Origin of the sequence: Metallumcola ferriviriculae, assembly GCF_035573695.1 — a bacterium.
Taxonomy (GTDB): Bacteria; Bacillota; JADQBR01; order JADQBR01; family JADQBR01; genus Metallumcola; species Metallumcola ferriviriculae.
In genome coordinates this window covers 3613765-3626039 of record NZ_CP121694.1, presented here as the reverse complement: position 1 = coordinate 3626039, position 12275 = coordinate 3613765, and the positions used below count along the sequence as shown (strand labels likewise).

Below are 12275 nucleotides of genomic sequence, written 5' to 3'. Positions count from 1 at the left end.
GGAAAGGAGGTAAGCATATGAATCGGGTTGATTTAAATAGTGACATTGGCGAGAGTTTCGGTAATTATAAAATCGGCAATGACGAAGTGGTGCTTCGCTATGTGACTTCTGTAAATATTGCTTGTGGTTTTCATGCCGGGGACCCCCAGGTAATGGAATTTACCGTCAAAAAGGCGCTGGAGAATAATGTGGCTGTGGGTGCCCATCCCGGTTTTCCTGACCTAATGGGTTTCGGCAGGCGCAATATGGTTATTAGTCCAGAAGAAGCAAAAGCATATATTATATATCAAGTAGGTGCTCTTAATGGATTTGTCAGAGCTTATGGTGGCAAGCTGCAGCATGTCAAACCGCATGGGGCACTTTATAATATGGCGGCCAGGGATTATACTCTAGCCAGAGCTATAGCTGAGGGTGTCTATTTGGTGGACTGTGAGCTAATTTTAATGGGACTATCGGGTTCTCAGCTTATTAAGGCGGGACAAGAGGTAGGTCTGCAAACTGCAAGTGAAGTGTTCGCGGATCGAGCATATACCGCGGAAGGAACTCTGGTGCCCCGAGGAACTGAGGGCGCAGTGATCCATAACAAAACAGTTGCTGCTTCAAGAGTATTAAGGATGATTCAAGCAGGGAAGGTAACTACATTGGATGGTAAAACCATCGATATCAAAGCCGATAGCATCTGTGTTCACGGAGATAATCAGGAAGCCGTAGCATTGGTTGAACACATTAAAAAAGTTTTCCAAGATGCAGGCGTCAAAGTGACGGCATTAAATCGTAAATAAAATATCCTGAAAATGTAACGACAAACCAGAGGGGATTACCCTCTGGTTTGTCGTTACATTAATCAATTGGTTCAATAGTAACTAAGAATTCTTCTCCAGAAATTTTAAGTTTTAATATTTTTTTGCTACTAGGGGCTTCAGGTAGTTTCTCGATGCTGTTAACAATGCTTTCCTGGATGCGAAGGGCATCATGTGCTTCTTCAAGGGTAACTGATTTAAATTTTATCTTTTTCCCCGGTGCTAACTGAGCAATTTTATTTAAATCTGTGGAAATAACCGTTGCTATTTTTGTATAACCGCCTGTCGTTTGCCTATCCGCCAACATAATAATGGGCTGGCCGTGGCCAGGCACCTGTATTCCGCCCAAAGGGATACCGTCAGAAATAATGTCGGGACTTTCTTTGTGCCTAATAGTCGGTCCCTCTAATCTGTAGCCCATTCTGTCTGATTGGGTGGTAACTGTGTATTCTGAGTTTAAAAAGGTTTTAATACTTTCTTTTTTAAACAAATCTTCTTGTGGTCCAAGAATGACCCTGATTTCTTCAGTATCATTAAATCTTGGGATGAAATCCTTTGGCAGAATATAAGGCTGCGGGTTTCCGGGGTATCCCTCAATTGAATCTCCCATAGGGATAATATCCTTGGAAGTAAGTTTGCGCCCTTCAATTCCACCAATATTTGCCCGCAGATAAGTTGACCCGCTTTCAAGAACATTGGGGACTTCTACGCCGCCTCTTATAGCCACATAGCCCCGCAGGCCGGATTTAATCCCATTGAAGCTAAGGACACTGCCTTTTTTAACAAATATGGTCTGCCATAGGGGCGCCGGTTTGTTGTCTATTATCGGTATCGTTTCGGCTCCTGTGATTGCAATTACCGCATTGTGTAAAAACTCCATTTTTGGTCCCTGCAGCGTAAATTCAAGAGCTGCGGCGTTATCATCGTTACCTGCTAATAAGTTTGCGACTCTGTAAGAAAAAAGATCCATAGCCCCGGCGACGGGCATGCCGTATCTTTGATAACCTTTTCTGCCCGTATCTTGAATTGTTGTTAAGGGACCTGGTTCGATAATTTTTACTGCATCCATTACTTACGGCCCCCTCTACAGTAATGTTGTATTTACTTGAAATTGATTTTTGTCTACTTGCTCATTGATAAGGTTATATTCTGTTTCATTAATTGCGGTAAACTGCAGATAATCTCCCGATTGTAACAGAAAATACGGATGGCGGTCGGGATTAAAGAGTTTTATCGGGGTGCGCCCTATTAACCGCCAGCCCCCGGGGCTTTCAATGGGGTAAATTCCCGTTTGAGTGCCGGCAATACCGACACTGCCCGCGGTAATGCGAATGCGTGGGTTGTTCAGCCTAGGTGTAGCAATTCGTTCTGACATACCACCTAAGTAAGGAAAGCCTGGCGTAAAACCCAGCATATAAATGAGGTACTTTCCCTGGGAATGGATTTTTATTACATTTTCAGCACTCATCTTGTTATAGTCTGCTACGAATTGCAAATCAGGCCCAAACTCTCCGCCATAAAGCGTGGGAATCTCAACAACTTTTTGTTTAGGTATATCCATTTCTTCGAGACGGCTTTCAATGTCTTTTAACTTTTCAATTAAGGTAGTCCCTTTAACTTCAAGGGGATTATAATTGATTAAGAGGGACCTGTAGGTGGGAATCACCTCTTCGACTCCTACAAGACAGTTTTTTTCAATTGCCAAGTATAAATTTCTAACTTTTGCATTTACTTTTTCGGAAATTTCATTTTCGAACTCAATAAGTAAGCTAATATCCCCTGCCGCTTTGTATTTTACTGCCACTAATATCCTCCTTATATTCACGGAATAGTTAGATGCGTCTCTTTACGTTTCTTTAGACTTTTAATCAAGTCCTTTATTCTCTTAATAATTATCAAGATTATTAGCCCATTTCGTAGGGGAGGCATGCCGCCCGTAACCTAAGGCTTGCTATGGTAAAGCGCACTGTTAATTATTATAAATATGCCCGACTCCTTGCCAAGGAGTCGGGCATTTGAGGGCTTGAAAAATAACGAACCTTACTCCGGAATGTTTGGCAAAGTGGTTGTTTCACCCTTGTAGTTTTTAAGCACATATTCCTGCTCATTTTTTTCTTGGATGTAGTAGTCGGGCATTAATGGTATTTTACCGATGTTGGTTGCCACTACATACATGGGCTGGGCCAAACCGGAAGTATGGCCGCGAAGGGCATCCCGAATTAATTCTGCGCCTTTCTCTACCGGTGTACGGAAATGGTCAATACCCGGAGCAGGCTCCAAATAGAAGACATAGTAAGGTCTTATTCTGATAGCCAGCAGTTTTTGATGTAACTCACGAAAGGTCTCAACATCATCGTTAATACCTTTCATGAGTACTGCCTGATTACCTACATTCACCCCGCAGGTCAGCAGATCCCATACCGCTTCAGCCGTTCTTTCGGTGATTTCATTAGGGTGGTTACATTGAGTATTAAGCCAGATGGGAACTCGGTGGTATCCGCCCAACACTTTCTGCAGTCCTTTAGTTATCCTATGGGGCAGGACAATGGGCAGGCGGCTGCCAAAGCGAATCATTTCAATATGTGGGATTTCCCGCAGTTTTCTTATGATATATTCAATTTGTTCGTCGGGAAGCAGTAGGGGATCTCCACCTGTTACCAGGATGTCCCTTAATTCTGTATGCTCTCTAATCCAGTCCAGCCCTTCGTCTACATCCAACCGCAGCTCTAAGGACTCATCTACGACCAACTCCTTGCGGAAACAATGTCGGCAGTAATTGCCGCATATGTTTACCACAGTAAAGGCGATTCTATCTCGATACTGTCTAGCGATGCTATCCGGTCTATTTTCTTCTCCTGACCGGTTCTCCTTATGAATTAAGTAGTTCTCAATCCCATAGAAATTTTCTTGTTCCTTTTTGGAAGGGACAACCTGTTTACGGATTGGGTCATCGGCATTATCACGGCCCATTAATGATGCAAAATATGGGGTGGTGCCCCAGCGGGCGGAAGTTGTTTTGATAGCTTCTCTTTCTTCGTCGGTAACATTGATGTATTTTTCTAGTTTGTCAATGGTATCAACCATATTTCGCATCTGTTCCTGCCATTCTTCTATTTTTGGTGCAACTGTTAATGATTTGCGTGTATTTTCTTTGATAATAAACACCCCTTTTCAGACGTTTTCTTCTATATTATTCTTGCTATCTCAGCGTGTCAATATTAAATATCTTAAATTATTTTAAATTTCCAATATCAGCCGGCTATTAGTTTTTCTTAATTTTTATTATTCTCCGTAAACTGCTGAGCTTAGTAGTATTCTTAACCTCAGCTTTTGTGTCGCTGTCATGATCATCGGCTGAATCTGATTCAATGATTTTTGCCGTGGGAAGGGGTGTAAAGTGGCGGTAGAACGCTCCTTTTTTTCCTCCGTCAGCCCCTTCAACTTCCCTATAGAAAAGCATTGTAAAAAAGCCCAGGCCTAAACCGAAAAACAGATGTGCGCCAATAGTGACCATAATTCCAGAAGGGCTTTGGGGCAGCTTACCTTGGACTGATTCGCCAAGCAGTGTGCCAAAAAGGCCAACCCAGACGGCCATGCCGAAACCGATGCTTTTGACCCATAAGTAATCCGTACCAATAAGATAATAAATTGTGAAAAGAAAGACTACTCCTAAAGCTGCGGTTACAGTCAAGTCGGCAATTCCGCCAATCAAGTATGCAGAAGGCTTAAATAGGTCGGCCTTGCCCAGAAAGCGGGCAGCGGTAATCTGCCAGAAAACTACGTTGGTAAAGCCCATGCTAAAGGCAATATAATTGAAAATTAACTTGACAGCATCTGCAAGAACACCAATTAGTACACCTGTGATAAATTTGTCATGAAACATTCTTTCGCCCGCCTCCCGAAAATTTTTTCCTTTCAGTATATATCCACCTGATGCCATACAAAGACTTCTTATTTATTATTTCTCTATAAATGAGTTTAATCCGTTTCGGTGTTTATCACCTTTTTTCCAGTATAGTATCTGATTAACATATATGAGAGATTATATAATTATTTAATCGCTGTTTTAAACTAAGACGCGGACCAGAAAAAAAGCCATGTAACACTTCTTCGACATAATGCCATCTTTTGTGGTAAAATTATCAAAAAATATCCATATTGTGGGAGGTAGGTTTTCGTGGGGAAAAGAGGGTTGAGTTGGATAACTATCGCGTTGATCTTTACTTCAATGCAGCTGGCGGAGGCAGCAGCTGCTGATATAGGGGACCGTTGGGACAGCGGTTTTCAGGTGCTCCTTGCGGAGCAGGATGGCAGGGTTTGGGACTTAAGCTCGGAACCAAGAGTTTTACAAGGGCTTTCAGATATTGTGGCAGTATCCGGTAGTACTTCCCATTACTTATTTCTTCAGTCAAACGGCACGGTGTGGGCTGGGGGAAATAACAATTATGGGCAATTGGGTGATGGTACTACCAGTTGGAAGGCGGCGGTTCAAACCAAGGGTATTACAAGTGCTACGAGGATTTCCACCGGTGAAAACCACTCTCTGGCCCTGATGAAAGATGGGACAGTGTACGCCTGGGGAGATAACTCCAGTGGGCAGGTGGGGGCTGGAGGGGTTAAAGTGACCGAACCGTTAAAGATTCCCGGATTAACCAACATGGTGGAAATATCCGGTGGTTGGAAAAGTTCTTTGGCTTTAGGGTCAGATGGTACGGTTTGGAAATGGGGTAATAGCGAATATCAGCCAAGAAAAGTTACCGGTCTTAGTAGTGTGACGGATGTGGCCGCCGGTTCCGGTTACTGGTTAACGTTAATGGCAGATGGCACTATCATGGGATGGGGCATAAATAGCGAAGGACAATTAGGGGATGGTTCAGGTAGTCACCAACAAACACCGGTAAAGGTAAATGGGCTGGAGAGCGTAACAAAAGTGGAAACCGGTTTAGGTCATTCTTTGGCTTTGTTAACCGATGGTACGGTGTGGGCATGGGGAACTAACGAAAATGGGCAGCTGGGAAATGGTAGTAAGGCAAATAGCCTTGTCCCGGTTCGGGTGAACGGGCTTAGCGATGTAGCGGCAATAGCTGCCGGACGAAACAACTCCGCTGCTATTACCAAGGATGGGAAGGTCTGGCTTTGGGGCGAGATAAACGCTTCTGTTGTAGCGACAGAAATGGAGTTTACTACTGGTATAGTCCAGGATGCGGAGGCGGGAACAACAGGGGAACAACTCCTTCCCGGTGCCGGCAAGACCGGACCTGAAGTAAGCTATCTCGGTACCAATGCCAATAGAAGCAACTTAGGTACAGATATAGTCGAAGGCTATAATATGAGTCAAGATTACAAGGTAAGGCGGGCAGAGGGCAACAACTTCGTCCATGGTCAATTTAAGAAGAATACCAACGCCTGCGCATCCTGTCATATGACCCATATTGCCGCAGGCGAAATGCTGCTCATTCAAAACGGCATCTATAACACCTGTACCGCCTGCCATGACGGTACCATCGGTAAACTTAATGTCTTCGATATACCCCCATATGATGCCCAAGTAGAAGCGGCGAACTTTGCAAATATCGGTGGCGGTACCTTTGGCGGGATGCTGGACAAAGCGGAAAATGCATCTATGCACCGACCTACCGGCTATTTAACATTAACAGCCGCTCCTGGAGGTAACCGGGCATTAGACGCCGATCTAAATGCTGATGGCATCAATGATATCGAAACTGAATCCTGGTTAGGGGAATTCACATGTTCATCCTGCCATCAGCCTCACGGGACATATAGTGACCGGTTATTAGTGCCAAACCCGGCAAATATAGAACGCCAGGCCGTAACCATAGCCGACTGGCAGGTGATAGATGACACAATAGGTAATGAAGTATGGGGAGCAGTTTACAACGGAGCATTAATCCCGGGTCCCTGGGTCTACGGAGAACAATACGGTAAAGGTATGACCCAAACCGTAGTATTTGAAGCAATCTATAATATAGACACTAATGTTACACCTATGGTGATAGATCCAAATAAAAGCCAAGCAGAAGCAGGTTACATCTTGCCTGAAAGCAGCCATTTAAACAAACAGTTTGCCATCAATTATGCCGAAGGTGTCGCTGAGATAAGAGATGGATATTACCCCAGCGAGCCGCTAAAGATAGCCATCGTTCCCGCTATGGTAGTGATAGTAGACAGGGGCAAATTCCAGGGGGATAATGATTTAGCAGCCGCCGGGGTTTATACAGTAGATGAAACAGACGACCAAACTCCGGCAGCAAACCAATACATCCAGGGATTAGACGGGTCAATAACCCGCTGGAAGGGAGCAAATGAAACTGAAAACGGTGGTCTAAACGGCATTACCTGGTTTTGTGCCGCATGTCATACAGATTACTACGCGGATAAGTTCAAGACAGAAGAGGGCGGATTGGAGGGGAAATATACCACTGCTTACCGACATACTATCAACCGTGAAATGCTGCCAAATAAGGCTAGCCCCGCCGAGCAGCTGTTTGTTTATGAGTATGGCATATATGAGGGGGCAGCACAGGATGTTTTAACCTGTCTATCCTGTCACTATGCCCATGGCACCACAATGCAGATTATGCGTAACGCCGATGATACGCAGGCAGATAGTGCCGATGTCAACCCATCGTCAGCCATCAAACGGTATGTGAACATGGCAGTTTGCTGGAAGTGCCATGCGGAGCAGCATAATGCTGAACTGGTGAACACTGAAAGTTATTATTCTCAGGATGTCTTTAATATTAAGCTTAGTAATGGGGGGCTTTAATATATTAGCTGGTGAAAAAACCTCATCTTTTACTTTTGTAGAAAAAGTGCTAACATTATAGAAGTATTATGGAACAGCAAAAGTAGTCAGAAAGGGTGAGAGTTATGAAGCAAGATATCAAGCTCCAATACGCTTTGGATGATAGCCCGCCTTTGTGGGAGCTGATATTGTATGGTTTGCAATGGTTAGCCATATCGATACCTACAATAATCATTATTGGCCGAGTAGTGGCGGGAATAGAAACCACTGAACCGTTGGCGCAGGTGGCCTATATTCAAAAAGCATTTTTTGTTACCGGAATAGTGCTATTGGTTCAGATATTATGGGGTCACCGACTGCCGTTAATACTGGGTCCGGCTGCAGTATTATTGGTGAGTATTGCTGCAAGCAGTGGAAGCAATGTTGATTCTATTTATACAGCTATTGCCATTGGCGGTGCTGTATTAGCCTTAACGGGTATTACCGGTATTTTTGGGCGGTTGCTGGGCATCTTTACTCCGAGGGTGGTAGCGTCAATATTGTTGTTAATTGCCCTGACGCTGACACCAACTATTATGGGCCTTGTCACTGCTTCTAATGCCGGGGTGGCTGCCCAGGCGAATCTAATATTTTCTTTGGTATTTGTGTTAGTGCTTTTTATTGCTGCAAGGTATTTAAAAGGAATTTGGAAAGCCACCCTGATAGTGTGGGCAATTATTGCCGGGACGCTGGTTTATAAATTGTTTTTTCCCGCCTACGCAGGTACTATGAGTTTTGATAGTGCCGCCGTAGGCTATCAATTTCTTTTTTCCGGCATCTCTCTATCCGTAGATTGGGGTGTCATATTGGCGTTTCTGATCAGTTTTTTGGCTTTGTCCATCAACGATTTGGGGTCGATACAGTCTGTTGGCGAGATGATAAAGCCAGACGGCATGGAGAAAAGAATCAGCCGGGGGACATTCGTCACTGGTTTGGGCAATATTTTATCGGGTTTGATGGGAGTTATCGGTCCAGTGGATTTTTCAATGAGTCCCGGGGTTATTGCTACCAGCCGCTGCGCATCCAGGTTTACATTAATTCCTACCGGGATTGGCTTATTGGTACTTTCTTTTTTACCGGCGGTTATATCATTCGCCGGAACCATTCCGTCCGCTGTCATCGGCAGTGTCTTGGTTTACATTATGTGTTCACAAATTTCCGCCGGCTTAATAATGGCCTATGGCTCAGGGGATTTTAGCTTTGATAACGGTTTGACTGTGGGGTTACCTTTAATGCTGGGGGTAATTATATCATTCCTTCCCGGCGCCGTTACGGCAGGTTTTCCGCCGACATTAAGACCGATATTAGGCAATGGTTTTGTAGTAGGTGTGGTGGCCGTATTGGTGATGGAACATCTGATTATAAAAGGCAGGCCGTAATTGAATACGGGTACGGTTAAACTTGACAGGTAGAAATGCTTGATTGAACTGCGGATTAGAGGTTAAAACATGAGCAATTACTTCGTGTATATTTTAAAATGCAGTGATAATACATATTATGTGGGCATAACAAATAATCTTGATGGAAGAATAGATGCCCACAATCGAGGTAAGGGAGCTAAATATACACGGGGCCGTGTGCCGGTGGAACTCTATTATTTTGAAGAATGCAGTGACCGCAGTGAGGCGTCTAAAAGAGAGTATCAACTAAAAAAACTGACCCGGCTGCAAAAGGAAAGTTTGGTGTATAAGGCCAAAAAACAAGAGACGGTATGACCAACGAAGTAAGTAAGAGCCAGCTCTTTGAATGGAAAAGCTTCTATCAAGCCGGTACCCGGCTTGATAGAAGCTTATTTTCCGACGAGATTGGCCGCAATTTGCTCTAATTCTTGCGCCACCGCCTGTAGCTGTTGAATTGATGCATTGGTCTGTTCTGTGGATGCTGCCTGCTCTTCACTTAAGGCAGCAATTTTTTCAATTTCACCAGTTAGCAGTGAAATCATTTTGGTCATCTCATTTAAGTTTTCCTTTATTTCTTTGGCAGAGGCCTTGGAGTTTCCGGCCAGTTTTCTTATTTCTTCCGCAACAACTGAAAAACCTCTTCCCATATCGCCTGCTCTGGCAGCTTCGATAGCGGCGTTCAAGCCGAGCATGTGTGTGGAGTCTGATATTTCCTGAATTAGTTTCATAATACCGTCGGTTTGGCGAATTTGTTGACCAATCTTACCAGCTTCTTGGGAGATAGTTTGTGTTATTGTCGCAAGTTCTTGTGCACCCCCGGTTAGGTTTTCCGAGACGCCGCTTAGCTGCTGGCTTGTCATGGAAAGCTCCCGAGACATATTAGTAATCTGTTCTTCCGTTTTTGTACTTTGGAAAAAAGCTAGCGTACCTTTAATTTCGTTGTCTTCGGTTAATAGGACGGTGTTGGCAATGTAAGGGAAGCCAAACTTTGATTGCTCAGAACTTACCTTTGTTACTATTGCTTGTTCTGCCTTCAATGTTTTGGCTACGGTAGAGCCGTCAATGATTTTGTCTCCAATGGTAACCCCGAAATCAACTGCGCCTATTTCACAAACAACGTATTTGTCCAGGTCGGAAACGATTAAAGTAAACTTGTCTCCTAATAGGGCCTTAATAAATGGTGCTGAATCTACAACTTTATCAACTATACTCATAATAATATTCCTCCTTAAGTTTCTTAGTGATAGTAATAGGTAGTATTTAGGGCCTGCTAGCACCTGTTTAACCCAGTAGTTTTAACCGGAAGTTTTATATAATTGCTAATATTTCGTCAAAAAATAATAAAAACCTCTATGTATTTATAATTTTCCTTTTACACAATAAAAGGGTTTTTTCTCATTGTTAGCTAAATTAAATGTAGACCACCCCCAAAAACGGGGAGATATTGTCGAAAACTATTAGAGATTATGTCAGGAGTGAGATTGTGTTCGACATTAACAGCTTAGACCGCATCATTAAGGAAACTGTTAAGTCGGTGGAAAAAGGGAAGGAACAGATATATGATATTGCTGAAAACGCGCGAGTAGAAAGAGATAATCTGCAAAAGGAACTGGAACGAGTGCAAATTAATACTGCCAAAACCATCCATGAAGTTGATCAGTTAGAAAAGGCAGAAAAAACAGCCAGGTATCGACTGATGGAAGTGAGTAGGAATTTTAGTCGTTACACGGAGCAAGACATAAAAGAGGCGTATGACAATGCCCGGGAATATCAGGTCAAGCTAGGTCTTTTTCGGGAACGGGAGAGCCAGTTGAGGCAGCGCCGCACAGAGGTCGAATTAAGATTACGTAAGCTTTTGGACACAGAAAATAAAGCAGAAAAATTAATAACTAACGTGGGGGGAGCACTTCGTCTGCTGACGGGCAATTTACAGGGTATTACTGAAAAACTTGAAGAACTGCAGCAACGCCAGAACTTAGGACTGCAGGTCATTAAAGCTCAGGAAGAGGAACGCCGCCGGGTTGCCAGGGACATCCATGACGGACCGGCGCAATCTATGGCCAGTGTTATCTTAAGGGCGGAAATCTGTGAGCGCCTGCTGGAAAAGAATCCTGCACAAGTGCCCGGCGAATTGCAGGCACTAAAAGAGGGAGTTAAATCTACACTGCAGGATGTTCGCAAGATCATTTTCGACCTACGCCCGATGGTGCTGGATGATTTGGGACTAATACCGACACTGAAAAGGTATTTTGCCGAGTTCCAGGAACGAACCGGATTATTGGTGGACCTTGTAACCATGGGGAAAGATAAGCGAGTTTCATCCGCGATGGAAGTGGCAATTTTCAGGGTGATTCAGGAAGCAATTAATAACAGTTACAAGCATGCCCAGACAGAGACGGTGAATGTGCGCCTAGAGATGAAGCCGGAGTTTGTAAACTGTAAGATTACTGATGAAGGTGTCGGTTTTAATGTGGAAGAAAAATTGGGTCCGGAGGCCAAGGGTTATGGACTTATTGGGATGCGTGAAAGAGTAGAATTACTGGAGGGAACTTTTAAAATTTCAAGCTTGCCGGGGAAGGGAACAGAGATCAAATTACAGATTCCCATTAAGGAGTAGGCAGAATGAATGTAATTAGGATTTTAATTGCCGATGACCATGCTTTAATTCGTCAAGGATTAGGGAAAATATTATCCATGGAACCCCAATTGGAAGTGGTCGCTGAGGCGGCTAATGGTACAAAGGCTGTGGACATGACACGGGAATTCCGACCCGATGTGGTGCTGATGGATATTAATATGCCGGGAATGAATGGGCTAGAAGCGACTCGAATAATTAAAGGGGAGTTTCCTCTTACGGAAATAATTGCTTTGACTATACATGACGATGAGGAGTATGTATTTGAAATGGTTAATGCCGGTGTTTCCGGCTATGTTTTAAAGGATATAGATGCGGAAATTCTTGTCGAGGCGGTTAAAGATGTAGTTCAAGGTAAGTCAATTATTCACCCATCAATCACTACGAAAATTCTAGACAAGTTTCAACAAATGTCCAAAGGCGAAAAAGAAGAGGCATCTCCTTTGACTCCGCGTGAGATGGAAGTGCTTACTGCCATAACTATGGGTTTGTCGAACAAAGAGATAGGTGATAGGCTGTTTATCAGTGATAAGACTGTAAAAAACCATATCACTAATATATTTCGCAAGTTAAATGTCAGCGACCGTACTCAAGCGGCAGTCTTTGCTTTAAAGCACAATATAATAAAAGATTAA

The 12275-nt window shown here is 43.7% G+C and carries 11 protein-coding genes; 6 read left to right on the top strand and 5 right to left on the bottom strand.

Annotated features, from left to right (window positions below; all coding sequences use genetic code 11):
- Positions 1–17: 17 nt before the first annotated feature.
- Positions 18–782, top strand: a complete 765-nt coding sequence (locus MFMK1_RS17910) for a LamB/YcsF family protein (RefSeq protein ID WP_366923040.1) — start codon at positions 18–20, stop codon at positions 780–782.
- 58 nt (positions 783–840) lie between these two features.
- Here the strand turns inward: MFMK1_RS17910 and MFMK1_RS17905 are convergent, their stop codons facing one another.
- From MFMK1_RS17905 to MFMK1_RS17890, 4 genes are all read right to left on the bottom strand, one after another.
- A complete protein-coding gene (locus MFMK1_RS17905) occupies positions 841–1869 on the bottom strand; it encodes a 5-oxoprolinase subunit C family protein (RefSeq protein ID WP_366923039.1) in 1029 nt (342 codons plus the stop codon).
- 15 nt (positions 1870–1884) lie between these two features.
- A complete protein-coding gene (gene pxpB, locus MFMK1_RS17900; protein ID WP_366923038.1) occupies positions 1885–2604 on the bottom strand; it encodes a 5-oxoprolinase subunit PxpB in 720 nt (239 codons plus the stop codon).
- A gap of 236 nt (positions 2605–2840) precedes the next feature.
- Positions 2841–3893 carry a KamA family radical SAM protein gene (locus MFMK1_RS17895; protein ID WP_366924976.1) on the bottom strand — a complete coding sequence of 351 codons (1053 nt, stop codon included), beginning with the start codon at positions 3891–3893 and terminating at the stop codon, positions 2841–2843.
- A gap of 169 nt (positions 3894–4062) precedes the next feature.
- Positions 4063–4683 (bottom strand): hypothetical protein, encoded by a 621-nt coding sequence (locus MFMK1_RS17890; RefSeq protein WP_366923037.1) that lies wholly within the window; start codon positions 4681–4683, stop codon positions 4063–4065.
- Positions 4684–4977: 294 nt separating this feature from the next.
- Between MFMK1_RS17890 and MFMK1_RS17885 the strand changes: the two genes are divergently transcribed.
- The 3 genes from MFMK1_RS17885 to MFMK1_RS17875 all read left to right on the top strand — a co-directional run bounded on the left by MFMK1_RS17885 (position 4978) and on the right by MFMK1_RS17875 (position 9320).
- A complete protein-coding gene (locus MFMK1_RS17885; RefSeq protein ID WP_366923036.1) occupies positions 4978–7587 on the top strand; it encodes an RCC1 domain-containing protein in 2610 nt (869 codons plus the stop codon).
- A gap of 104 nt (positions 7588–7691) precedes the next feature.
- The gene (locus MFMK1_RS17880) at positions 7692–8984 is read left to right on the top strand and encodes a uracil-xanthine permease family protein (RefSeq protein ID WP_366923035.1); all 1293 of its coding nucleotides are present in this window, start codon (positions 7692–7694) and stop codon (positions 8982–8984) included.
- Between the two features lie 69 nt (positions 8985–9053).
- A complete protein-coding gene (locus MFMK1_RS17875) occupies positions 9054–9320 on the top strand; it encodes a GIY-YIG nuclease family protein (RefSeq protein ID WP_366923034.1) in 267 nt (88 codons plus the stop codon).
- 74 nt (positions 9321–9394) lie between these two features.
- Here the strand turns inward: MFMK1_RS17875 and MFMK1_RS17870 are convergent, their stop codons facing one another.
- The gene (locus MFMK1_RS17870; protein WP_366923033.1) at positions 9395–10219 is read right to left on the bottom strand and encodes a methyl-accepting chemotaxis protein; all 825 of its coding nucleotides are present in this window, start codon (positions 10217–10219) and stop codon (positions 9395–9397) included.
- A gap of 269 nt (positions 10220–10488) precedes the next feature.
- Here MFMK1_RS17870 and MFMK1_RS17865 point away from each other — a divergent pair, with 269 nt between their 5' ends.
- Together MFMK1_RS17865 and MFMK1_RS17860 are read left to right on the top strand one after the other, a co-directional pair.
- On the top strand, positions 10489–11622 hold the full coding sequence (locus MFMK1_RS17865; RefSeq protein WP_366923032.1) for a sensor histidine kinase: 1134 nt from the start codon (positions 10489–10491) through the stop codon (positions 11620–11622).
- Between the two features lie 5 nt (positions 11623–11627).
- Positions 11628–12275 (top strand): response regulator, encoded by a 648-nt coding sequence (locus MFMK1_RS17860; RefSeq protein WP_366923031.1) that lies wholly within the window; start codon positions 11628–11630, stop codon positions 12273–12275.